The sequence below is a fragment of the Streptomyces sp. NPDC047022 genome (assembly GCF_040644155.1).
Lineage (GTDB): Bacteria > Actinomycetota > Actinomycetes > Streptomycetales > Streptomycetaceae > Streptomyces.
Window position 1 is genome coordinate 66,344 of sequence record NZ_JBEYVV010000017.1, and the last position, 23,849, is coordinate 90,192.

Consider the following 23,849-nt stretch of genomic DNA (forward strand, 5'->3'; position numbering starts at 1 on the left):
CTAAGGGGCCCGCATTCCCGGTGTGTCCGGGCACACGGAGCCGTGTCACCGCACACAGTTGCCAAGCGGGGCGCGGACAGAAACTCTCCGATGCGGGTGGCCTCAGGACCGGCTGTACGAGGTGGTCAGAAGTACCTTGCCAGGAGAGGCCGATGCCTGCTTCACACATGTGGAGTCGATCAGGTAGGCCGTGACCTTGGTGCTGTCGGAGGCATCGGGAGTCACGACGAGGTAGACGGTCGTTCCCCGGTACACCCCCTGATCGGCGGCGAGCGCGGTCTGGCCGGTGTGCAGGGCCTGTTCGATACAGGTGGGAAGGGCGACGCTGGTGTCCTGGAACGTCTGGTTGGGGCGCATGCCCTGTGACCCCGTGGTACCGGGCTCCGATTCGGCCCCCCACGGCTTGGCACTGCTGGACCGGCCACCCTTCCTCGTCGCGAGCAGGTCCGTCACCTGCCCCTGCAGAGTGCCCGGGGAGTAGGTGTGCGCCGCATCCGTGCGGGGCTGGGAGGCCTGCGGGGAGCTGCCCGAGCCGTTGTCACCCAGCGTCTGGACCAGCAGCGTACCCAGGCCAAGGGCCGCTGCCGCGACGGCGGTCCCCAGCACGAGAACCCTGCGACCACTCCGGCGCGTCCGTGTGGCCCGCCCTGGTCCGGTGGCCGCGCGGGAGTGGCCCGAGGGGCGGTCGACCGGGGATGAGGGCGATGTTTCACGTGAAACATGCGCGGTGGGCGATGCCGACGCAAGGGCGTCCTCGGCGGTGGCCCCGGCGCCCAGCAGGGCCTCAGCGGCGAGGGCGGCGTCGATACGGCTCGCCACGTCGGCGGGCATCCGTGCCGGCTCCGGCAGGGTGCCGAGGAGATCGCGGATCTCCCTGAGCGAGCCGTATACGTCGGTGCAGAGAGGGCAGCTGTCCAGGTGCTGCCGTACGTCCGTGGTGCGGGACGCGGGGAGAAGACCTTCACTGAGGTCGGAGAGCTCCTCGACATCCGGATGTCCGGCTGTGTCGGTCGTGGATGTCACGCTCGTCCACCTCCGCCCTTCACAGCAGCTGAATCGCTTTGCCCTGCATCCTGTGGTCCCGCTGCGGGTGGGACGGATGGCTTCTGCGTCCGGTTCCGTCCGCCGCCCGACTTCTTGTCGTCACCGCTGCCGTCCTCCTTGCGCAGATGTGTCAGCAGCGGCAGCAGTCTGGCTCTGCCACGCGCGCAGCGGCTCTTCACCGTCCCGGTCGGCACATCGAGGATGCGTGCGGCCTCCGCCACCGGATAGCCCTGCATGTCGACCAGTACGAGGGCAGCCCGCTGTTCGGTCGGCAGGGCGCCCAGGGCTTCCACCACTTCCCTGTGGAGATCATTGCGTTCGGCTGGAGCGGAGGCCGATTCATGCGGCTCCAGGAGCTGTTCCAGCCGTTCCGTGTCATCGACCGGTGAGGTCTTCCTGGACGCGGCCTTACGGGCGCGGTCCAGGCAGGCGTTGACCGTGATCCGGTGCAGCCATGTCGTGACGGCCGACTGGCCGCGAAAGGTGTGGGCGGCCCGGTAGGCGGACACAAAGGCGTCCTGGACGGCGTCGGCGGCCTCCTCGCGGTCCCCCAGCGTCCTCAGGGCCACGGCCCAGAGCCGGTCGCGGTGCCGCCGCACGAGCTCACCGAAGGCTTCGGGATCGCCACTGACATGACGGGCGAGGAGGTCCTGATCGCTTGCGTCGCCGTATCCGGCTTCATCCGCCATCGGACCCCCTCCCCATCAACGCGTACTCAGCCCGTGAACTTCGTTTCGGTGATCGCCTGCCGGTAGCCGGCGCCGGTGTATCCGTCCGAGCCCGAGTACGGCAAGGCCGTGATCCACACCAGGACGTACTGGGTCTTCACCGGCTCGGCGATCTTCACCGTGGCGGTGGTCCCGCTTGTGGTCACGGTGCCGATCTTCTTCATCGAGTCCAGCGACGGCGGTGTCAGCGAATCGGCCGCGTAGAGATCGATCGTCGTGTGGTCGCCGCCGTAGAGCAGCCCGATGGAAGCCGTGGCGGGCTTCTGTCCCGAACCGAGGTCGTACATGATGCCCACACCCGGCTTGTACGGTGCGAGGGCCGGACCGTCCACGAAGGTACTGGTCTTCCAGTACGTCGAGGGGTTGTGGTCGTACGTCTTGTCGACGTCGCCGGGGTGCTGGGCGTCGGGCTTGGCGACAAACTCCTTGGCACCCTTGATCGTTATCGACGCGGCCGGCTTGGGAGCGATGCCGTTCTTGTCGCCGCCGTCCGTCGTGTGCGTCCGGTTCGTGTTCTCCGGCTTGCCGTTGTCCATCAGGGCCTCGGCGAGCTGCCAGCTGCCGAGGCCCAGTGCTGCGATGAGCAGGGCCGAGACGGCCCACTTGAGGGCTCTGCCGGTGGGGCTCTGCAGCGGGGGCGGCGGGACGGGCACGGCCTGGGTGGCGCCCGGACGGGCCGTGGAACGCCCGTAGGTGCCCTGCTGGTACGTCGTGCGCTGATACTCGGGCGGGGCCGTGAAAGTGGTCTCCGGCGGCCGGATGCGCGGCATCTCGCCGATCGCCTTCACCAGTTCCTCGGGCGTCGTGCACGGGGACTCATGGCGTGAGGCGGTGGCGCCGTTGTTGGCCAGCGCCCGCATGGAGAGCTCGGAAAGACCGCGATGGACGCCGGCACGCACCTGATCGGGAGCGATCAGGCCGACGCCCTTGGGCAGCCCGGACAGACCGTAGGCGTCGCTCTCGTAAGGCCAGCGCTGGGTGAGGGCGGAGTACAGGAGAGCCCCGATGGCCTCCGTGTCGGTCCGCTGCGGGGTGTCGGAGCTGATGCCGCGCAGAGCGGCGTTCACGGCGAGCCCTCGGATACGCCACTGGCCGGACGAGGCGCGCAGCACGGTGCCCGGGTTCAGACGCAGATGGGAGAGCCCCTCACGGTGGGCGGCCGCCATCGCCTGGGAGACCTGCGTGGCCATGTGGTAGGCGTCGTGCGCCTCCAGCGGCCCCGACGACAGCAGCGTGGTCAGCTCGGTGGCATCGGGCAGCCACTCGTGCACCACATAGACGAGATCGTTTTCCTCCACCGCGTCCAGGACCTGCACGAAACGGGGATCACCGAGGAGGGCGGACGAGCGCGCCGCGGCGAGCACGGAGCGTGCCCGTGAGTGGTCCGCCGGCAGTATGTGCACACCGACGGCGCGGCGGAGTTTCTCGTCCATGGCGCGCCAGCTGCTGAATCCGTCCAGACGGGTGACGCACTCCTCGAGGCGGTAGCGTCTGGCAAGCTTGTGGCCGCTGTGCAATTCGGGCGGCGAGGTCTTCCCGGGGCGCTCTGCCGCAGCGCTCCCCTGTACCTCGTCGCTGTCCGTGTCCCGCTCCCGGTCCTGGGTCACCCCGTCGGACGTGGACTGGTCCGCCTTGGCGGTCAGCGGCTCGTCACCGCTGTTGTCTGCCACGTCGACGGCAGCCGTGCTCCGTTCCGCCACCGTCGTTCCTGCCTCCCCATCCGTTGCGCGCTGTCCGACGCAGAAACCAATTGTGCCCATAGTCCGCCGCTATGCACGACACACGGCGGCGGACGATGGTTGTGCGCGTACCCCCGCCTCAGCGCCCCAGGCGCCCGCGCACCATTCCGACCATTGAGTTGAGTTCCTCGATGCGCATCTTCCGTGCGGCGACGTAGAAGACGCCCAGCAGCAGGGCCCCGCCGCCGATCAGGGCGAGGAACGAGCCGCCGGCACCCTGCCCCAGCGTTTGGCCGACCTCGTAGCAGACCGCGCCGCTCAGCAGCACCGCGGGCACCGAGGCGATCCCGAGCCGCGCGTACGTACGCATCACCCGGGCACCGTCCAGATCGCCGCCCAGCCGCTTGCGCAGCCGGGCCCAGGCGACACCGACACCGATCGCGTAGGCGAGGCCGTACGAGGCCGCCATCCCGATCACGGCCCAGCGGGCCGGGAGCAGGAGGTAGCAGGCTGCCGAGGCGCCCGCGTTCACGGCGGCCACGATGACCGTGTTGTAGAAGGGGGTGCGGGTGTCCTCGTACGCGTAGAACGCGCGGAGGACGACGTACTGCACGGAGTACGGGATCAGGCCGAGGCCGAAGGCCATCAGCATGTACCCCATGTTGGTGGCGGCGCCGGTGCCTGAGGACCCGAAGATCAGGGTGCACATCGGGATGCCGAGTGCGATGAAGCCGAAGGCGATCGGCACGATCGCCACGGCCGTGGTGCGCAGGCCCTGGGAGATGTCGTCGCGGACGGCACCCGCGTCGCCCTCCGAGGCGGAGCGCGAGATGCGCGGCAGCAGGGCGGCCATCAGGGAAACGGTGATGATCGCCTGCGGGAGGCCCCAGATCAGCTGAGCGTTGGCGTAGGCGGCGAAGCCGGTGCCCTCGACGGGAGATGCCTTGCCCGCGGCCGTGGACAGCTGGGACACCACGATCGCGCCCGCCTGGTTGGCGAGGACGAACAGGATGGTCCACTTGGCGAGGGTGGCCGCCTTGCCCAGACCGTGGCCCTTCCAGTCGAAGCGCAGCCGCAGCCGGAACCCGGTCTCCCGCAGATACGGGATCATCGCGACGGCCTGGACCACGAGCCCGAGCAGGACACCGGCGCCGAGCAGGCGCTGGCCGTCCGGCGGGATGGTCGTGACCTTCATCCCGGAGTTCGCCGCGGAGCCGTACACCCAGATGAACATGCTGAGCGTCACGATGATCACGATGTTGTTCAGGACCGGGGTCCACATCATCGCGCCGAACTTTCCGCGGGCGTTGAGGATCTGCCCCATCACCACGTGGATGCCCATGAAGAAGATCGAGGGCAGGAAGTAGCGGACGAAGGTCACGCCGACCGCGTCGGCCGCCGGGTCGCTGGCGACGGGGTCGGACAGCAGACGGATGAGGAGCGGCGCGGCGAGGATCGTGACCACGGTGAGTGCGCCCAGCGCAACCATGACCAGGGTGAGCAGCCGGTTCGCGTACGCCTCGCCGCCGTCGTCGTCCTCCTTCATGGCACGCACGAGCTGCGGGACGAAGACGGAGTTGAGGCCGCCTCCGACGGTCAGGATGTAGATCATCGTCGGCAGCTGGTAAGCGACCTGGAAGGTGTCGCCGAGCAGACCCACACCCAGTGCGGACACGATCAGCGCCGAGCGGATGAAGCCGGTGAGCCGGGAGACCATCGTGCCCGCCGCCATCACGGCGCTGGACTTCAGCAGGCCCGAGGCCCGTCCGCCCTTCTTCCCGGCCGGTGCTTCCCCGGGGACCGCCTCGGGGGCGGCCGCGGGCGCCGACGCGGGTACGGAGGCCGCTCCGGGGGCGGCGGCGTAAGCCCGTTCCTGCGCGGACATGGGGGCAGCGTAGGCGGATCCCGCGTACTGACCCGCGGGGCTCTGGCCGGGGGACGGTGCGTAGGCCGGGCCGGGCACCGCCGGCCGCTCCGTGTACTGCCGGCCGCCGCCCTGCTGCTGGTCCCGGAAGAGATGCGCGAAGGCATCCGGTTCGTGGTGCTCCTCGCCGGCCCGGGCGGCCTGGTCGTCGGCGCCCGTGAACTGCGCCGTGCGGGGGTCGCCGTACGCCAGGTGCTGCGAGGGCCCCTCCGGCTCCGGCGCGGACGGCCGCGTCCACATCCGGGGGTCCGGGGCGTACGGCGGCGTCTGCGGCTGCGCGTGGGGGGGATGCTGCTGATACGTGCCAGGCGCCGGCTGCGGGTGCGCGGCACGGTCGTAGAAGGCCTCGGCCACCGGATCCTGGGCAGTGAGGTCCTGTGCCCCGTAGGGGTCCTGACCGTAGGCGTCCTGGGGGTACGCGTCCTGGGGATAGGCGTCCTGGGGATAGGCGTCCGTCTCGGGTCCTGAGTCCATCCGTGAGGGCTGTCCGTGCTCTCCGTGCTCGTGCGGCGGCGGGCCCTCGGGGTAGCCCGAGCCGCCCGCGGCGCTCCGGCCGCGGTCACCGTCGTACGGCGCGTTCATGGTTGCCCCACCTCATTGTCACCAGGCTCACCGGCCACGACATCGCTCAACGGTCCACTCTCTCACCCGTGCCGGAGGGGTCGGTGCTTTCCGGTGCGGTGTCCGCTGCCGGGTCACTCGGCTGCTCCGGGTCGTCTGCCCCGGTGTGCGTATCCGACTCCTGTTCGGGTTTCTCCGCGGAACCTACCGTGTCCCCAGTGTCTACGGTGCCGTCCGCGGACTCGTTCAGGCCCTCCCCCTGCGGGGCGGCGTCCGGGTCCTCGGAACCGCTGTCCGGCTCCTCCTCGGCCTGGCGTGCGGCCACCCGCTTGCGCTGGGTGTACATGCGGAAGCCGGCGAGTACGAGCAGCAGGACACCGCCGGCGATGACCAGCATCACCGTCGGCGTGATCTCGGTGACGTTCACATCGAAGGTGACGGGGGTGCCGTATGGCTGGCCGTCCTCCGTGAAGAGCTGGGCGACGACCGCGGCCCTGCCGTTGGCGTTGGCCGTGGTGGTGAACTTCACGGACTGGCTGTGCCCGCCCGAGACGGAGATGGGCTGCTCGTAGTAGGGGCCGTTTCCGACCTTCAGACGGGTCGGCTGCTGCGATGTGAGACGCAGCACGAGATGGCCGACGCCCTGCATGAGGTTGTTCTGCACCGTCACGGGGATCGTGGCGCTGCGGCCCGAGAGCTTCGTCTCCGACTTCTTGATCAGCCGGACCTGGCTGGTGAGCAGGTCGAGGTACGACCTCACGCCCTGCCGGAAGACCAGTGCCCGGGTGGGGTGCCCTCGCCAGGAGGTGGACATGGCGCGGTCTATGGCCCTGCCGAAGGGCGTGACGACCCGTGCGCGTTCGTTCAGGATCACCTTGAAGCTGTCGAGCTTGTCCTGGGTGTCCTCGATCAGCTGGAACGCCGACTGCGGCAGCTCCTCCTTGCGCAGCGAGGAGGGGTAGCGGGAGGTGGACGGCACGTTCGTCGCGGCATCGGGGTCGGGCTTGGCCTTGGCCGCGTCCGATAGGCCGGCGGGCTGGGACCAGTGGCCGCCCTGGAGTGCCGTCAGCGCCTGCGCCATCGAGGCGGCCTGGCTCGCGGACGGCATCCGCTGCGGGGCGACGACGATGCTGCGTTCCTTCCCCGGCTCCTGAAGGTTGATCATCAGGCTCTGGGCCAGGAATTCCTGCACGGCGAGCGTGGACCCGGAGGCCGAGGTCATATCGTCCTCGAACGCCGTCGAGAGGCCTGCGTCCGCCACCACCGCCGTGGTGCCTGAGCCGATGGGGCGGGCGGCGGTGGGCGTGTAGGACAGACGGTCGTCCTGAAGGCTGTCGCTGCGGGCGATCACCTTGTCGGCGCCCGCGGAAGTCGCGACCTTGACGATCGAGGGGTCGATGGCCCCGTCCACCGGCCAGGCGAAGTCGGTGTCGGGCTTCACATGGAGGACGGTCTCCACTGTGCTCGACGCCACGTCGGTGGCGTCCTTCAGATGGCTGAGAGAGCCGGTGACGTTCTTGCCGTTGTGCGCGAGCGAGGCCAGATCGGGGTCGGCGAAGGGGAGGGCGACGACCTCCTTGTTCTGGACCGCCTTCTCGAGCTCGCCGAGCCACTGCTTGGCGACCGTCTGGTTCCTGCCCGCCGTGACCTTGTCACCGTCCCCCTTGATGCTGTAGCCGCTCGCCATGGCGTCCACGGAGGCCAGCAGGTCCGGGTCGATCACCCAGGTGACATCGAGGTTCTTGCCCAGGGAGAGGAGCTGGGAGAGGCGGCCTCCCGCAGAGATCTCCTTGGCCAGGTCGTCGTTCTGGAAGACGGGGGTCTGCTGCTGGTTGGGAAGCGTCTCCGCGGTCATATGGACGTTGGAGATCAGCGGCCACAGATACGTGGTCTTCGTCTTGGTGGAGGGGGCGTCGGGCTGCCAGGGCAGGAAGGTCCGCTGGATGCCGAGCACCTGCTCGTACGGCTGGGCGGCGGTCTGGCCCGAGAGCGAGACGCCGAGCTGGTAGACGCCGTCGTCGCCGAGGTCCAGGTCCTTGACGGGCACCGAGATGCTGAACGTCTGCGAGACGCCCGGGGCGAGCTTGTCGAAGTCCTCGACGTACTTGCCGCCGATCTCGGCGCCGTCGACGCCGGGCAGGTAGCCGGTGCGCTGCGCGGCATGGTCGATGGCGGAGCGGCTGCTCAGTGTGTCGGGGCTCACTCGCAGGCCCACATGGGCATCCGTGACGGCCTGCTTGCTGTTGTTGGTGACCGTGCCGGACACGGTCAGGGTGTCGCTGTCGGTGGGCGCGCTGGGGGTGAGCGTGTCGACTGAGACGCTGACCGTCCGGGAGCCGCCGGCCTCCGCGGGGGCGCTCTTCTCGACGGCGTGGGCCGGCATACCGGCGGGCAGCTGCAGCAGGCCGGCCAGCAGGGGCGCACCCGCCAGCAGTGCTCCGGTGCGCCGGAGCCACCGGCGGGCAGGTGAGGGACTCATCCCCTGGAAGTCTGCCTCGTCGGCCACGCGCTCGCCCGTCCCTCGTCGTCGTCAGTGGTCGTCGGAATGTCCGTCCAGGCATGGTAACGATGCCCGCGGAACAGAAGTGCCCCAGTCCGCGCCCCAAGATCGGAGCCGGCGGCCGGGCTGTCCTGTATGCGTGGTGATCCAGGTAAACATGCGGGCGGAACGCTTGTGCATGTTTACGGGATGCTTGTGCACGATTAATGGAGGCGCCTGCCGCCGCGCGCGCCACGTACCCTTTTCTGCTGTGCCGAACGCCAACGAAGACAGTCCCAGCAGCCCCCTGAGCCAGGTGCAGCGCCGCGCAGTGAGTGAACTGCTGCGGGTGTCCCCTGTCGCCGATGACCTCGCCCGCCGTTTCCGGGAGGCCGGATTCTCGCTCGCCTTGGTCGGAGGGTCGGTGCGGGATGCCCTGCTGGGCCGGCTCGGCAATGACCTGGACTTCACGACCGACGCCCGCCCTGAGGACGTCCTGAAGATCATGAGGCCGTGGGCTGATGCCACCTGGGAGGTCGGTATCGCCTTCGGGACGGTCGGCGCGCAGAAGGACGCTCGCGTCGGGGACGCCGTACAGCGCTTCCAGATCGAGGTGACGACCTACCGGTCCGAGTCCTACGACCGGACCTCGCGCAAGCCGGAGGTGTCGTACGGCGACCGCATCGAGGACGATCTCGTCCGGCGCGACTTCACGGTGAACGCGATGGCCGTCGCCCTGCCCGAGAAGGAGTTCATCGACCCCTACGGCGGGCTCGATGACCTTGCGGCCCGCGTGCTGCGCACCCCGGGTACGCCGGAGGATTCGTTCTCCGACGACCCGCTGCGGATGATGCGGGCCGCGCGTTTCTCGGCTCAGCTGGACTTCGAGGTCGCTCCCGAGGTCGTCGCGGCCATGAAGGGCATGGCGGAACGCATCGAGATCGTGTCCGCCGAACGCGTGCGGGACGAGCTGAACAAGCTGATCCTCTCCGACCACCCCCGCAAGGGACTGACGCTGCTGGTCGGGTCCGGACTCGCCGACCGCGTTCTGCCGGAGCTTCCGGCGCTGCGGCTGGAGCGTGACGAGCACCACCGGCACAAGGACGTCTACGACCACACGCTGATCGTGCTGGAACAGGCCATGGCGATGGAGAAGGAGGGGCCCGACCTCACGCTGCGGCTTGCCTCGCTGCTGCATGACATCGGGAAGCCGAGGACGCGGCGGTTCGAGAAGGACGGCCGGGTCTCCTTCCATCATCACGAGGTGGTCGGTGCCAAGATGACCAAGAAACGGATGGCGGCGCTGAAGTACCCCAACGATCTGGTGAAGGACGTCTCACACCTGGTCGAGCTCCATCTGCGGTTCCACGGCTATGGAACCGGCGAGTGGACGGACTCCGCGGTACGCCGCTATGTGCGCGACGCGGGTCCGCTCCTCGACCGGCTCCACAAGCTGACCCGCTCCGACTGCACGACCCGCAACAAGCGCAAGGCCGTCGCGCTCTCCCGCGCCTACGACGGCCTCGAGGAGCGTATCGCCGAGCTCCAGGAGCAGGAGGAGCTCGACGCTATTCGCCCCGATCTGGATGGCAACCAGATCATGGACATCCTGGGGGTCGGCCCTGGCCCGGTCGTGGGCAAGGCGTACAAGCACCTGCTGGAGCTGCGTCTGGAAAACGGGCCCATGGAGCACGACGCGGCGGTAGCGGCGCTCAAGGAGTGGTGGGCCGAGCAGGGATGAGACGGGGGCCGGGGTCATGTTTCACGTGAAACATGACCCCGGGGTGAAGGAAGAGGGGCGATGTTTCACGTGAAACATCGCCCCTCTGCCGTGCCCGCACCGATGCGGACCATGCGGCCGATGGCTACTTGTTGTCCTTCAGGCAGAGCACCACGTCATGTGCGGCCCCCGACTGGTAGTAGGAGATCGTGGCGTCCGGGACGTCCTTGCACTTGTCGCCGTCGCTGGTGCCGTCGAACTTCTTGACGACCTTGTACTGCGCCGAGCTGGAGGAGCAGTCGACCTCCTTGAGCTTCGGGTCGAACTGCGTGCCGTCGTTGTGCATGCACGCACCCACCGAGGTGGTCTCCGCGTCCGTCTCGCTGAACCACCAGCCGATGCCGAACTTCACGACCAGGACGATGATGGCGACGACGATGCTGCCGATGATGCGCAGCGCCTTCTTACTCCCGCTCTTGCCCTTCTGTGGGGGTATCGGGGCCGCGGGTCCGCCCTGGTTCGGGAACGGTGCGTAGGGAGCGCCACCTTGCGGCGGAACACCGGACTGTCCAGGCTGCTGCGGCGGAACACCAGGCTGTCCGAACTGCTGCGGCGGGACGCCCGGCTGTCCGAACTGCTGTGGCGGAACGCCCGGTTGGCCGGGCTGCTGACCCAAGGGCGCGTTAGGCGGCTGAGCGTACGGGTTCTGGCCCTGGGACGGCGGAGTGGTCACTGTCGGGGTCCCCCTTGGGACGTGAGAGGCGCGTGTGGCGCGAAGTAAGACCCACGTAAGCTATCGGTGCGCACTGACAACGTAGAAGTCCGGTAGGACTCTGTGGCTTTGATGTGACACTTACCGGCATCCGAAGCGGTACATAGCGGCAGCAACCGCTGCGTAGACGCAGGCGACCGTGACCACCAGGGCCGCCGAGCGGCCGTCAGGGGGAAGCATCAGTGCGGCGACCGCCGCGGCGCCGACGAAGGCGACGTTGAAGAGCACGTCGTAGACGGAGAAGACCCGGCCCCGGAAGGCGTCTTCGACCGTGTGCTGGACGATCGTGTCCGTGGAGATCTTCGCGCCCTGTGTGGTGAGTCCCAGGACGAAGGCGGCGACCAGCATGGGGCCGGTGGCGAACGGGAGACCGAGGGCGGGCTCCAGAACCGCGGCGGACGCGGCGCACACGACGATCCAGCCACCGGGCCGCAGCCGCCCCGCCGCCCACGGTGTCACCACGGCGGCGGCGAAGAACCCGGCGCCGGACACGCCCAGCGCCAGCCCCAGCAGGGCGAGTCCCTGGTCCGAGCTCGAGGACAGGGCATAGCGGCACAGCATCAGCAGCAGGACCAGCAGCGCGCCGTAGCAGAACCGCATCAGCGTCATCGCGGCAAGCGCCCAGGCGGTCTCCCGGCGCGCCGGTGCCGCGAGATGACGCACTCCCGCGACCATGTCGCGGAAGGTGCCGGTGAGGGCCGCTCCCAGCCGTGGCGGGGCCGCCTCCCGGTCGGGGCCCAGCAGCCCGGGTGCCAGGCTCAGCGAGGTCAGGGCCGCACCCAGGTACAGGGCCGCTGCGAGCAGCACCACCGCGGCGTCGGAGTCCGCCGCCACCAGACGGACCGCGAAGGCGAGAGAGCCGCCCGCGGTCGCGGCGAGCGTGCCGGCCGTCGGTGAGAGGGAGTTGGCCATCACCAGGCGTTCGTCGTCGACCACCCGGGGCAGGGCGGCGGACAGGCCCGCGAGGACGAAGCGATTGACCGCGGTGACGCACAGTGCGGAGACGTAGAAGAGCCAGTCGGGCACATGACTCAGCATCAGGACAGCCGTCGCACAGGCCAGCAGGGACCGTGACAGGTTTCCGTACAGGAAGACCTGGCGGCGCCTCCAGCGGTCCAGCAGGGCACCGGCGAAGGGGCCGACGAGGGAGTACGGAAGGAGCAGCACGGCCATCGCGGAGGCGATCGCCGTGGCCGAGGTCTGCTTCTCCGGGGAGAAGACAACGTAGGCGGCGAGTGCGACCTGATAGACGCCGTCGGCCCCCTGGGACAGGAGGCGGATGCCGAGCAGGCGTCTGAAGTTCCTGAAGCGCAGGAGGACGCTCAGGTCACGCAGGACGGACATGGGCACAGCCTCACACACGAGAGTCCCCGGGCACATGACCCGGGGACTCACGAAGACCGGCGGACCGGTCCTGGCACACGCTGCTCGCGTGGTCCTTAGCGCTCGACCTCGCCCTTGATGAACTTCTCGACGGCCTCGCGGGCCTGGTCGTCGAAGTACTGGACCGGCGGGGACTTCATGAAGTACGAGGACGCCGACAGGATGGGGCCGCCGATGCCGCGGTCCATGGCGATCTTCGCGGCGCGCAGCGCGTCGATGATGACACCCGCGGAGTTCGGGGAGTCCCAGACCTCGAGCTTGTACTCCAGGTTCAGCGGGACGTCACCGAAGGCGCGGCCCTCGAGGCGGACGTACGCCCACTTGCGGTCGTCCAGCCAGGCCACGTAGTCGGACGGGCCGATGTGGACGTTCTTCTCGCCGAGGTCCCGGTCGGGGATCTGGGAGGTGACGGCCTGCGTCTTGGAGATCTTCTTGGACTCCAGGCGCTCGCGCTCGAGCATGTTCTTGAAGTCCATGTTGCCGCCGACGTTCAGCTGCATCGTGCGGTCCAGGATGACACCCCGGTCCTCGAACAGCTTCGCCATGACGCGGTGCGTGATGGTGGCGCCGACCTGCGACTTGATGTCGTCACCGACGATCGGGACGCCCGCCTCGGTGAACTTGTCGGCCCATTCCTTGGTGCCGGCGATGAAGACCGGGAGGGCGTTGACGAAGGCGACCTTGGCGTCGATGGCGCACTGGGCGTAGAACTTCGCCGCGTCCTCGGAGCCGACCGGCAGGTAGCAGACGAGGACGTCGACCTGCTTGTCCTTGAGCACCTGGACGACGTCGACCGGGGCCTCGGAGGACTCCTCGATGGTGGCCCGGTAGTACTTGCCGAGACCGTCGAGAGTGTGGCCGCGCTGGACCGTCACACCGGTGGACGGGACGTCGCAGATCTTGATGGTGTTGTTCTCCGAGGCGCCGATGGCGTCCGCCAGGTCGAGGCCGACCTTCTTGGCGTCCACGTCGAACGCGGCGACGAACTCGACGTCACGGACGTGGTAGTCGCCGAACTGGACGTGCATCAGGCCCGGGACCTTGGACGCCGGGTCGGCGTCCTTGTAGTACTCGACGCCCTGCACCAGCGATGCGGCGCAGTTGCCCACGCCGACGATGGCTACGCGAACCGAACCCATTCCGGTTGCTCCCTGTGTATACGAGGTGAAGCCCCGACTGGACCTCACGCGGTGGTGTCGTCGGACGGATCCGGCCGGGTGCTGTCCCGGTGCCGGGGCAGGCCGCCCGTCTCTCCAGATGTGCTGTGGTGAGTGGAGCCGTCGGCGGCGGGACCCCTGACGTCCCGTCCGGCCCGCTCGCTCTCGATGAGCTCGTTCAGCCAGCGCACTTCGCGCTCCACGGATTCCATCCCGTGGCGCTGGAGCTCGAGGGTGTAGTCGTCGAGGCGCTCCCGGGTGCGTGCCAGCGAGGCGCGCATCTTCTCCAGGCGCTCCTCCAGTCGGCTGCGGCGGCCCTCGAGGACGCGCATGCGCACGTCGCGGGACGTCTGTCCGAAGAAGGCGAAACGAGCGGCGAAGTGCTCGTCCTCGTACGCGTCGGGACCCGTCTGCGAGAGCAGTTCCTCGAAGTGCTCCTTACCTTGCGCCGTCAACCGGTAGACGATCTTGGCGCGGCGCCCCGCGAGCGGAGCGGCGAGGGCGTCCTCGGAGGTGCCGCCCGACTCCTCTGTCAACCAGCCGTTGGCGACCAGCGTCTTGAGGCACGGGTAGAGCGTCCCGTAGCTGAACGCGCGGAATACACCCAATGATGTATTGAGCCGTTTACGCAGCTCATAGCCGTGCATCGGGGACTCGCGGAGCAGGCCGAGGACGGCGAACTCGAGGATCCCGGAACGCCGGCTCATGTGCGCCTCCTCCCTGTCACTGTCTCGTCCGCACGGTCTTTATCTCACGCTGATGTATCGAGTCGATACATCAGAACGATAGAACGCCCCTCCGCGCGCGACAAGAGGGGACAGGGTGAACGGGGTCACATCCGCGATTCGGGCGAGGCGAGTTGCACTTTTTAGGGTGAAGTTCTGGGTCAGGCAGGTTTTGGCGGTGCGTAGTCTGTGCGGCATGCACATCGCCGGGAACCGAGTGGCGCCAGGGAACGTCCTCGTCCTCGGTGCAGTACGGGTGAATGCACAAACGACCGCATCCGTACTTTGGGGGGACCGGAAACCAGCCGCCGTTTCCAGGCGCGCCAGGATGCGCCTGCCCGAGGAGTAATCGTTCGATGAGCGAGCACCGTCGCAAATCGCCGCAGCCGCAGGGAGGCGGACGCGCCGCGACCCGCCGCGGTCAGCCGGCGCCCCCCAGCCGCCGCGCGGCACCGCGAGGCGCCACCGGGTCTCCTTCCGACTCTCATGGGGTGGGGGGTGAAGAACCCTCGTACGGCAGTCGCGCTGAGGCCAGGCGAGCGTCGCAGAGAAGTGGGGGCGGTCGGCGTAGAGCACCCGATGGCCCTGGACGCGGTCCCGGCGGCCCGAACGGGCCGGGGCGCGGCAGGGGACGGGCATCCGGTCCCGCCAAGAAGCGCTTCATCGACTACCCGCGTGCAGGCAAGTACGGAGCCGCCCGCTGGGTACCGTCGTGGAAGCTGGTCACCGGACTGTTCATCAGCTTCATAGGAGGCCTGGTGGCGGTCGCGGGCATCGGATACGCGATGGTGGGCGTTCCCGACATCGCCAAGACCGCGCAGGCCCAGAACAACGTCTACTACTGGTCCGACAACAGCGAGATGGTCGCCACGGGCGGCGAGACGAACCGCCAGATCGTCGACCTCTCGCAGATCCCCCAGGCGATGCGCTACGCCGTCATCTCCCAGGAGAACAAGACCTTCTACACAGACAGCGGCATCGACCCGAAGGGCATCGCCCGCGCCGTCTACAACATGGCAACGGGCGGCCAGACCCAGGGTGGCTCCACCATCACCCAGCAGTACGTCAAGAACGCGATGCTGGACGACCAGTCCCAGACGGTCTCCCGGAAGTTCACGGAGATCTTCGTCGCGGTCAAGGTGGGCGCCACGGTCAAGAAGGACCAAATCCTGGCCGGCTATCTGAACTCCGCCTACTACGGGCGGAACGCCTACGGCATCGAGGCCGCCGCGCACGCGTACTTCAACAAGCCCGCCATCAAGCTGGACCCGGGCGAGTGCGCCTTCCTGGCGGCGATGCTGAAGGGCGCCACGTACTACGACCCGGCGGGCTCGACCTCCATCGACCCGTCCGCCACACCCCAGGCCAACCAGCACCGGGCCGAGCTGCAGATGCAGGACACCCTCAACAAGATGGTCCAGTACGGTCATCTCGGCGCCGCGGAGCGGGACAAGTACAGGACCCTGCCGCATGTCCAGAACCCGCGGTCGAACACCCGGCTGAGCGGGCAGATCGGCTATCTCGTCGACCTGGCCAACAGCTATCTGGTCACCCACAGCGATCAGACGCACGTCACCCAGCAGAAGCTGCAGACGGGTGGTCTGCGGATCCACACGACCTTCGACAAGAAGAAGGTCGGCGAGCTCGAGAGCGCCGTCAAGAAGGTCCAGCAGGCGAACATCAAGCCGAAGGATCGCCCGAAGACGGACACCTATGTCCAGTTCGGCGGCGCGTCCGTGGAGCCCTCCTCCGGTGCCATCAAGGCGATCTACGGTGGTGAGGACGCGACCAAGCACTTCACCAACAACGCCGACGCGACCGGTGCCCAGGTGGGTTCGACGTTCAAGCCCTTCGTGCTGGCGGCCGCGATGAAGTGGGGCGTGCGCAATCCGGATCTAGGGGATGAGCAGGCGCAGGACGAGCGCACCGTCGTCTCCCCGAAGAGCTTCTACAGCGGCAAGAACAAGCTGAAGATCAAGGAATACAACGGGAACGTCTGGAAGAACGAGAAGGGCGAGGAGTGGCTGCAGACCAACGATGGCAATGAGTCGGTCGGCAACCCGCCCGACTACAAGATCGATCTGCGTCAGGCGATGCAGTTCTCGGTCAACACCGCCTACGTCCAGCTCGGTATGGATGTCGGTCTGGACAAGGTCAAGCAGTCGGCTCTGGACGCGGGCATCCTGGACTCCAGCCTGGCCAGCGCCAACTTCCCCTCGTTCTCCATCGGTACCTCCTCCCCGAGTGCCATCCGTATGGCCGGCGCCTACGCGACCTTCGCGGCCAGCGGTCAGCAGAACGACCCGTACTCGGTCGAGAAGGTCGAAGACCGGGGCGGACCGGTCTTCCAGCACGTCAAGCAGACCAAGCAGGCCTTCACCTCGCAGGTCGCCGACAACGTGAGCGACGTTCTGAAGACCGTGGTGGACAAGGGAACCGGTACCGCGGCACAGCTGCCCGGCCGCGACGTGGCGGGCAAGACCGGTACGACGGACGGCAACAAGTCCGCCTGGTTCGTCGGGTACACACCGCAGTTGTCGACCTCCATCGGCATGTACCGCATGGACGACAACGCGGCGAACAAGAACCGCACCTTCCTGCAGATGTACGGAACGGGCGGCCAGAAGAAGATCCACGGCGCCTCGTTCCCCGCCGAGATCTGGCACGACTACATGGCGGAGGCTCTACAGGGCCAGAGTCCGCAGCCGTTCCCGACGCCTCAGCCGATCGGTGAGATCGTCAACGACACCCCGAGCCCGACCGCGGCTCCGACGCCCACGCAGAGCCTGACGCAGAGCCCCTCGCCCTCGCCCACGCCCAGCCGGTCGTTCATCTCGCCCACGCCGACGCCGAGCGACACCTGCGGCAAGTTCGGCTGGAACTGTGGCGGCAACGGTGGCTTCAACGGCGGCAACAACAATGGAGGCACCGACGCCGGTGCGACGGGCGGAACGACGCCGACGGAGACCACCGGGCCCGGAGGAAGTACCCGGGGCAACGGAAACGGTGGCTTCATCGGCGGCCCCGGCGGCACCGGATAGTCGTCACGGAACGTGTTTCACGTGAAACGGAGTGTTTCACGTGAAACATTGACAGAGAGGGGCCGTCACACCCGCCGGGTGTGACGGCCCCGTCGTTTTCTTATGCGGATACGGCAGGATGAGCCCATGCCCAGTGCAGAGACGACACGAGTGAGCGTCCATGAGCCGGACACGGTCAGGCCGACCAGGGAGGACGAGGTCGCCGCGGCCGGCAGTGAGCTGATCGGCGGTCCTGTCGGACGGCACGCGCTGCTCGGGACGTCCTGGTGGACTCCCGTGCGCATCGTGGCGCTCGTCGCGATCGGAATGTTCGCCCTCGGCATGGTCCAGAAGCTGCCGTGCTACGACAGCGGCTGGTTCTTCGGCGCCAGCTCGCAGTACACCCACGCGTGCTACTCGGACATTCCGCACCTCTACCAGGCCCGTGGGTTCGCCGACGGGCGCGTGCCCTACTTCGACAAGCTCCCCGGCGACATGAGCTACCTCGAGTACCCGGTGCTCACCGGTGTGTTCATGGAGATCGCCTCATGGCCGGTCCAGGGCGGCACCCTCCAGGCCCAGGAGCAGATGTACTGGATGGTCAACGCCGGGATGCTCATGGTGTGCGCCGTTGTCATCGCCGTATGCACCGCGCGTGTCCACCGCCGTCGGCCCTGGGACGGCCTCCTGGTGGCCCTTGCGCCCGCTTTCGCGCTGACCGCCACCATCAACTGGGATCTGCTCGCCGTGGCGCTGCTGGCCGCCGCGATGCTGATGTGGTCGCGGGGCCGTCCCCTCGCCTTCGGCGTCCTGATCGGTCTCGCGACGGCCGCCAAGTTCTACCCGTTCCTCGTACTCGGACCGCTCTTCGTGCTGTGCTGGCGGGCGGGCAAGTGGCGGGAGTACGGGACCGCGGTGCTGGGGGCCGTGGGTGCGTGGATCGTGGTCAATCTGCCTGTGATGCTCCTCGCCCCCGAGGGCTGGTCGAAGTTCTACAGCTTCAGCCAGGAGCGCGCCATCGACTTCGGCTCCGTCTTCCTGTTCATCTCGCGGTGGCGGAACATCGAGATCACCACGGATGCCGCCAACGCCAGCGCGTTGGTCATGATGCTGGTCGCCTGTGCGGGTATCGCCGCGATGACGCTCACGGCCCCGCGCCGCCCGCGTTTCGCCCAGCTCGTGTTCCTGATCGTCGCGGTGTTCATCCTCACCAACAAGGTCTACTCGCCGCAGTACGTGCTGTGGCTGGTCCCGCTCGCCGCACTGGCCCGCCCACGCTGGCGGGACTTCCTGATCTGGCAGGCGTGCGAGGTGGGCTACTTCCTCGGGATCTGGATGTATCTCGCGTACACGACCAGCGCAGACGCCCACAAGGGCCTGCCGGACGACGGGTACCAGGTCGCCATCGCGGTGCACCTGCTGGGCACCCTCTACCTGTGCGCCGTCGTCGTGCGCGACATCTTCATGCCCGAGCGGGATGCGGTGCGCCGGGCCGGTGACGACGACCCCTCGGGCGGTGTACTGGACGGGACACCCGACGTCTTCGTGCTCGGAGCCGCCGCCCGTCCGCCGCGGCACGCGCTGCACTCCGGGGGGCCGTATGTGGAGTGGGGCGGCCAGGACGCCGAGCCCACGCGCTACGGTTCGCCCTGAGCGAACAGAGTGCCGAGAGGCCACGGCAAAGGCCGTACACGGAATCCCGTGTACGGCCTTCGTGCTGTCAGCGCTGTATCGCCGTCTGCGCCCGCGGCTGCCGCCAAGGGCGCCGTGCGCGGCTGTGTTCCGCTCAACGGTCCACGAGCCGGTCGAACTGGGTGGTGGTGTGCCGCAGATGCGCCACCAGTTCGTCGCCGACCTTGGGTTCCGTCGCGTCCGCGGGGATGAAGAGGATCGAGACCTGCATGTGCGGGGGTTCGGCGAACCAGCGCTGCTTGCCCGCCCAGACGAAGGGCGAGAGGTTCCGGTTCACCGTGGCGAGACCGGCCCGGGCGACGCCCTTGGCGCGGGGCATGACGCCGTGCAGGGCCTTGGGGGCCTCCAGGCCCACGCCATGGGACGTTCCGCCCGCCACGACGACCAGGAAGCCGTCGGAGGCCGCCTTCTGCTGCCGGTAGCCGAAGCGTTCGCCCTTGGCGACACGGGTGACGTCCAGGACCGCCCCGCGGTACTCGGTCGCCTCGTGGTCACCCAGCCACAGCCGGGTGCCGATCCGGGCGCGGAAGTGTGTCTGCGGGAACTGCTGCTGCAGCCGCACCAGTTCCTCGGCCTTGAGATGGCTGACGAACATGGTGTGCAGCGGCAGCCGGGCCGCGCGCAGCCGGTCCATCCAGCCGATGACCTCCTCGACGGCGTCGGAGCCGTCGGTGCGGTCGAGCGGCAGATGGAGGGCGAAGCCCTCGAGCCGCACGTTCTCGATGGCCGCGTGCAGATGCGGAAGGTCCTGCTCGCTCACACCGTGCCGCTTCATGGAGGACATAACCTCGACGACCACACGAGCGCCCACGAGCCCGTACACGCCGTCCACGGACGACACCGAGCGGATGACACGGTCGGGCAGCGGTACGGGCTCCTCGCCGCGCCGGAACGGCGTCAGCACCAGCAGGTCGCCGCCGAACCAGTCCTTGATCCGGGCCGCTTCGTAGGTCGTGCCGACAGCCAGAACATCCGAGCCCAGCCGGGTCGCCTCTTCCGCCAGGCGCTCATGGCCGAAGCCGTAGCCGTTGCCCTTGCAGACGGGGACGAGCCCCGGGAACTGCTCCTGCACGTGCTTGTGGTGTGCCCGCCAGCGCGCGGTGTCGACGTAGAGCGTGAGCGCCATGGCCGGTCCCGGAACCTTTCTCGTGGCTGCCGTGTGTCAGAGGTCTGAGAGGGAATTGTGTCGGATCCGCCGGAGTGGCGGGGCGACGCGGGGCCGACTGCGCGGCCCCGGACGGGGGCGGTGTCAGCGGCGCGACATATAGATGTCAAGTGCCTTGTGGAGCAGCTTGTTGAGCGGGAAGTCCCATTCACCGAGGTACTCGGCGGCCTGGCCGCCCGTGCCCACCTTGAACTGGATCAGGCCGAAGAGGTGGTCCGTCTCGTCCAGCGAGTCGGAGATGCCGCGCAGGTCGTAGACGGTGGCACCCAGCGCGTACGCGTCGCGCAGCATCCGCCACTGCATCGCGTTCGAGGGCCGGACCTCACGCCCGATGTTGTCGGAGGCGCCGTAGGAGTACCAGACGTGACCGCCGACGACCAGCATCGTCGCCGCGGACAGGTTCACCCCGTTGTGCCGGGCGAAGTAGAGCCGCATGCGGTTGGGGTCCTCGGTGTTGAGGGCCGTCCACATGCGCTGGAAGTACGACAGCGGGCGGGGCCGGAAGTGGTCGCGCACGGCCGTGATCTCGTACAGCCGCTGCCATTCCTCGAGGTCGTGGTAGCCGCCCTGGACCACCTCGACGCCGGCCTTCTCCGCCTTCTTGATGTTGCGGCGCCACAACTGATTGAAGTTCTGGTGGACCTCTTCCAGGGAGCGGCCCGCGAGCGGTACCTGGAAGACATAACGGGGCTGCACGTCGCCGAAGCCGGCGCCGCCGTCCTCGCCCTGCTGCCAGCCCATGCGGCGGAGCTTGTCGGCCACCTCGAAGGCACGCGGCTCGATGAAGTCCGCCTCGATGTCGCGCAGGCGCTTCACGTCCGGGTTCTGGATGCCCTGCTTGATGGAGCCCGCCTCCCAGCGCCGGATGATGACCGGCGGGCCCATCTTCACCGAGAAGGCGCCCTGCTGCTTGAGATGCGCCAGCATCGGCTGGATCCAGTCGTCCAGATTCGGCGCGAACCAGTTGATGACCGGACCCTCGGGCAGATAGGCGAGGTAACGCTTGAGCTTGGGCAGCTGGCGGTAGAGCACCAGTCCCGCGCCCACCAGCTCGCCGGACTTGTCGAACCAGCCGAGGCTCTCGGAACGCCACTCGGCCTTGACATCCGCCCAGGCCGGAACCTGCATGTGGCTAGCCGCCGGCAGGCTCTGGATGTACGCCAGATGCTGCTCGCGGCTGATCGTCCTCAGGGTCAGGCTCATTCGGGGCGCTCCTCGGGCTGGTGTGTCCCCATGGGTACAGGGGCTCCGGCTCTCGCGCGAAGCCTACTGCGCCCTGCGAGCGCCCCGAATGGCTGTATGGAACCTATGTGCCCATCCGATCGCCCGACAGCCTCGCGGACCGTCCGGCGACCGGGTGGTCAGTGGCCGATGAGCCCGCCGAAGAGACCGCCGTGAGCCATGCCGAGGAAGAAGCCGATGGCCGAGGCGCCCAACCCGAGGATCAGACCGAAGCGCTCACGGGTCGTGATGGAAATGAACTGTCCGTAGGCGCCGGTGAAGATCCCCACCAGGCCGGTCCAGGAGCTGAGCAGATGCAGGCCGTGGAAGAAACCTGTGATGAAGGCCGTGAGCCCGAGCACCAGGGTCACCACGAGAAGCGTGTCCTGGAGGGGATGGGCCTTGCCGTCCGTGGCGAAGAGTGAACCGGTGGTGTTGGGTCGCAATACCTGTGCCATGGGCACCTCCTGCGGAAGGCGGCGCATCGTAGCGCCATACACACCCGATGTGTACAGATTGTGGCGCTCCACGGCCGGATTTCAACCGGAAGCACGTGTGCGGGTACTCTGTACCGTCTGCACCGGTGTCTGCCCAGGCTCAGCCGGGTCAACCGCCTACCGACCCCGATTGTCAGTGGCGGCCGATACCGTTGCGTACGCATCACAACCCTCCTGCCACGGAACGACCGTGGCCGTTGAGTCCAGAGGAGGTGGGTTCCACATGCGTCACTACGAGGTGATGGTCATCCTCGACCCCGATCTCGAGGAGCGTGCTGTCTCCCCGCTGATCGAGAACTTCCTTTCTGTCGTCCGTGACGGCGGCGGAAAGGTCGAGAAGGTCGACACCTGGGGCCGTCGTCGTCTCTCGTACGAGATCAAGAAGAAGCCCGAGGGCATCTACTCGGTCATCGACCTGCAGGCCGAGCCTGCGGTCGTCAAGGAGCTCGACCGCCAGATGAACCTGAACGAGTCGGTCCTCCGGACCAAGGTCCTCCGTCCCGAGACCCACTGAGCTCCGCTCAGCTGATCCCGGGATTCGAGTAGCAGCAAGCAGCCAGCAGCAAACCCGCCGAGAGGTTCCCCATGGCAGGCGAGACCGTCATCACGGTCGTCGGCAATCTTGTCGACGACCCCGAGCTGCGCTTCACCCCGTCCGGTGCGGCGGTCGCGAAGTTCCGCGTCGCGTCCACTCCCCGCACCTTCGACCGTCAGACGAACGAGTGGAAGGACGGCGAGAGCCTGTTCCTGACGTGCTCGGTCTGGCGTCAGGCGGCGGAGAACGTCGCCGAGTCGCTTCAGCGAGGCATGCGCGTCATCGTGCAGGGCCGGCTGAAGCAGCGGTCCTACGAGGACCGTGAGGGCGTCAAGCGCACGGTCTACGAGCTCGATGTCGACGAGGTCGGCGCGAGCCTGCGCAACGCCACGGCCAAGGTCACCAAGACGGCCGGCGGCCGTGGTGGCCAGGGTGGCCAGGGTGGTTACGGAGGCGGTGGCGGCCAGGGTGGCGGCGGCTGGGGCGGTGGCCCCGGCGGCGGCCAGCAGGGCGGCGCTCCGGCCGACGACCCGTGGGCGACCGGCGCTCCTGCCGGTGGCCAGGGCGGTGGCGGCGGCTGGGGCGGTGGCTCCGGCGGCGGCGGTGGTGGCGGCGGCTACTCGGACGAGCCCCCCTTCTAGGACTTCGGGCCGGGTTCTCGGACCTGGCGCCGGTTCAAGGGCGGGCCGTATCCCAAACTTCTTGATCACACAGGAGAAACACCATGGCGAAGCCGCCTGTGCGCAAGCCGAAGAAGAAGGTCTGCGCATTCTGCAAGGACAAGGTCACGTACGTGGACTACAAGGACACGAACATGCTGCGGAAGTTCATTTCCGACCGCGGCAAGATCCGTGCCCGCCGCGTGACCGGCAACTGCACGCAGCACCAGCGTGACGTCGCCACGGCCGTCAAGAACAGCCGTGAGATGGCGCTGCTGCCCTACACGTCCACCGCGCGATAAGGGAAGGGTGACCGACTCATGAAGATCATCCTCACCCACGAGGTCTCCGGCCTCGGTGCCGCCGGCGACGTCGTCGACGTCAAGGACGGTTACGCTCGCAACTACCTGATCCCGCGGAAGTTCGCGATCCGCTGGACCAAGGGCGGCGAGAAGGACGTCGAGCAGATCCGTCGTGCTCGCAAGATCCACGAGATCCAGACCATCGAGCAGGCCAACCAGATCAAGGCCCAGCTCGAGGGTGTGAAGGTCCGCCTCTCGGTCCGTTCCGGCGACTCCGGCCGTCTCTTCGGTTCCGTCACCCCGGCCGATGTCGCCTCGGCGATCAAGGCTTCCGGTGGCCCCGAGGTCGACAAGCGCCGCATCGAGCTGGGCGCGCCGATCAAGACGCTGGGCGCCCACGAGACGTCCGTGCGTCTGCACCCCGAGGTTGCCGCCAAGGTCAACATCGAGGTCGTCGCTGCCTGAGAGCACGCTCTCTGAAGCGTTGAATGGGGCCGCACCCTCCAGGGTGCGGCCCCATTCGCGATGACGGCGCGAAACCCTGGCCGTGCGAGGTTTCCGTTTCACGTGAAACAGGGCTGTGTAG

Annotated in this window: 19 protein-coding genes; 7 read left to right on the forward strand and 12 right to left on the reverse strand. The window is 68.1% G+C overall.

Annotation, left to right across the window (positions count from 1 at the left end; genetic code table 11):
• Positions 1-102: 102 nt before the first annotated feature.
• The 5 genes from ABZ845_RS19280 to ABZ845_RS19300 all read right to left on the reverse strand — a co-directional run bounded on the left by ABZ845_RS19280 (position 103) and on the right by ABZ845_RS19300 (position 8,442).
• On the reverse strand, positions 103-1,023 hold the full coding sequence (locus ABZ845_RS19280; RefSeq protein ID WP_360980892.1) for a hypothetical protein: 921 nt from the start codon (positions 1,021-1,023) through the stop codon (positions 103-105).
• Positions 1,020-1,733 carry an RNA polymerase sigma factor SigM gene (gene sigM, locus ABZ845_RS19285; RefSeq protein WP_360980895.1) on the reverse strand — a complete coding sequence of 238 codons (714 nt, stop codon included), beginning with the start codon at positions 1,731-1,733 and terminating at the stop codon, positions 1,020-1,022. The genes ABZ845_RS19280 and sigM overlap by 4 nt, the downstream gene beginning before the upstream one ends.
• 26 nt (positions 1,734-1,759) lie before the next feature.
• Positions 1,760-3,472, reverse strand: coding sequence for a protein kinase family protein (locus ABZ845_RS19290; RefSeq protein WP_360980898.1), 1,713 nt, complete (start codon positions 3,470-3,472; stop codon positions 1,760-1,762).
• A gap of 118 nt (positions 3,473-3,590) precedes the next feature.
• Positions 3,591-5,957 carry a murein biosynthesis integral membrane protein MurJ gene (gene murJ / locus ABZ845_RS19295; protein ID WP_360980901.1) on the reverse strand — a complete coding sequence of 789 codons (2,367 nt, stop codon included), beginning with the start codon at positions 5,955-5,957 and terminating at the stop codon, positions 3,591-3,593.
• Between the two features lie 46 nt (positions 5,958-6,003).
• The gene (locus ABZ845_RS19300; RefSeq protein WP_360980904.1) at positions 6,004-8,442 is read right to left on the reverse strand and encodes a DUF6049 family protein; all 2,439 of its coding nucleotides are present in this window, start codon (positions 8,440-8,442) and stop codon (positions 6,004-6,006) included.
• 244 nt (positions 8,443-8,686) lie between these two features.
• Here ABZ845_RS19300 and ABZ845_RS19305 point away from each other — a divergent pair, with 244 nt between their 5' ends.
• Positions 8,687-10,156: a CCA tRNA nucleotidyltransferase gene (locus tag ABZ845_RS19305; RefSeq protein WP_360980907.1), complete on the forward strand. Its 1,470-nt coding sequence runs from the start codon at positions 8,687-8,689 to the stop codon at positions 10,154-10,156.
• A gap of 124 nt (positions 10,157-10,280) precedes the next feature.
• On the opposite strand, the gene ABZ845_RS19310 is transcribed toward ABZ845_RS19305, so the two are convergent.
• From ABZ845_RS19310 to ABZ845_RS19325, 4 genes are all read right to left on the reverse strand, one after another.
• Positions 10,281-10,868: a hypothetical protein gene (locus ABZ845_RS19310; protein ID WP_360980910.1), complete on the reverse strand. Its 588-nt coding sequence runs from the start codon at positions 10,866-10,868 to the stop codon at positions 10,281-10,283.
• Between the two features lie 120 nt (positions 10,869-10,988).
• Positions 10,989-12,251 (reverse strand): MFS transporter, encoded by a 1,263-nt coding sequence (locus ABZ845_RS19315; RefSeq protein WP_360980913.1) that lies wholly within the window; start codon positions 12,249-12,251, stop codon positions 10,989-10,991.
• A 95-nt stretch (positions 12,252-12,346) separates the two neighbouring features.
• Positions 12,347-13,429, reverse strand: coding sequence for an inositol-3-phosphate synthase (locus tag ABZ845_RS19320; RefSeq protein ID WP_360980916.1), 1,083 nt, complete (start codon positions 13,427-13,429; stop codon positions 12,347-12,349).
• A gap of 44 nt (positions 13,430-13,473) precedes the next feature.
• Positions 13,474-14,154, reverse strand: coding sequence for a helix-turn-helix transcriptional regulator (locus ABZ845_RS19325; RefSeq protein WP_360980919.1), 681 nt, complete (start codon positions 14,152-14,154; stop codon positions 13,474-13,476).
• Positions 14,155-14,528: 374 nt separating this feature from the next.
• On the opposite strand from ABZ845_RS19325, the gene ABZ845_RS19330 reads away from it, so the two are divergent.
• Together ABZ845_RS19330 and ABZ845_RS19335 are read left to right on the forward strand one after the other, a co-directional pair.
• Positions 14,529-17,213, forward strand: a complete 2,685-nt coding sequence (locus tag ABZ845_RS19330; protein ID WP_360980922.1) for a transglycosylase domain-containing protein — start codon at positions 14,529-14,531, stop codon at positions 17,211-17,213.
• A gap of 126 nt (positions 17,214-17,339) precedes the next feature.
• Positions 17,340-18,845 (forward strand): glycosyltransferase 87 family protein, encoded by a 1,506-nt coding sequence (locus ABZ845_RS19335; protein WP_360980925.1) that lies wholly within the window; start codon positions 17,340-17,342, stop codon positions 18,843-18,845.
• Between the two features lie 133 nt (positions 18,846-18,978).
• Here ABZ845_RS19335 and ABZ845_RS19340 read toward each other — a convergent pair whose 3' ends face one another.
• The 3 genes from ABZ845_RS19340 to ABZ845_RS19350 form a co-directional block, all read right to left on the reverse strand.
• Positions 18,979-20,010, reverse strand: coding sequence for an alanine racemase (locus ABZ845_RS19340; protein WP_360980928.1), 1,032 nt, complete (start codon positions 20,008-20,010; stop codon positions 18,979-18,981).
• A gap of 123 nt (positions 20,011-20,133) precedes the next feature.
• On the reverse strand, positions 20,134-21,252 hold the full coding sequence (gene femX / locus ABZ845_RS19345) for a peptidoglycan bridge formation glycyltransferase FemX (protein WP_360980931.1): 1,119 nt from the start codon (positions 21,250-21,252) through the stop codon (positions 20,134-20,136).
• A gap of 158 nt (positions 21,253-21,410) precedes the next feature.
• Positions 21,411-21,728: a hypothetical protein gene (locus tag ABZ845_RS19350; protein WP_360980934.1), complete on the reverse strand. Its 318-nt coding sequence runs from the start codon at positions 21,726-21,728 to the stop codon at positions 21,411-21,413.
• Positions 21,729-21,990: 262 nt separating this feature from the next.
• Between ABZ845_RS19350 and rpsF the strand changes: the two genes are divergently transcribed.
• From rpsF to rplI, 4 genes are all read left to right on the forward strand, one after another.
• Entirely contained in the window at positions 21,991-22,281 is a 291-nt protein-coding gene (gene rpsF, locus ABZ845_RS19355; RefSeq protein ID WP_004985983.1) for a 30S ribosomal protein S6, read from the forward strand.
• A gap of 71 nt (positions 22,282-22,352) precedes the next feature.
• Complete coding sequence (locus ABZ845_RS19360; protein ID WP_360980937.1) at positions 22,353-22,943, forward strand: single-stranded DNA-binding protein; 591 nt, start codon at positions 22,353-22,355, stop codon at positions 22,941-22,943.
• A gap of 83 nt (positions 22,944-23,026) precedes the next feature.
• Positions 23,027-23,263 carry a 30S ribosomal protein S18 gene (gene rpsR / locus ABZ845_RS19365; protein ID WP_003949403.1) on the forward strand — a complete coding sequence of 79 codons (237 nt, stop codon included), beginning with the start codon at positions 23,027-23,029 and terminating at the stop codon, positions 23,261-23,263.
• 18 nt (positions 23,264-23,281) lie between these two features.
• A complete protein-coding gene (gene rplI / locus ABZ845_RS19370) occupies positions 23,282-23,728 on the forward strand; it encodes a 50S ribosomal protein L9 (protein WP_360980940.1) in 447 nt (148 codons plus the stop codon).
• Positions 23,729-23,849 lie beyond the last annotated feature (121 nt).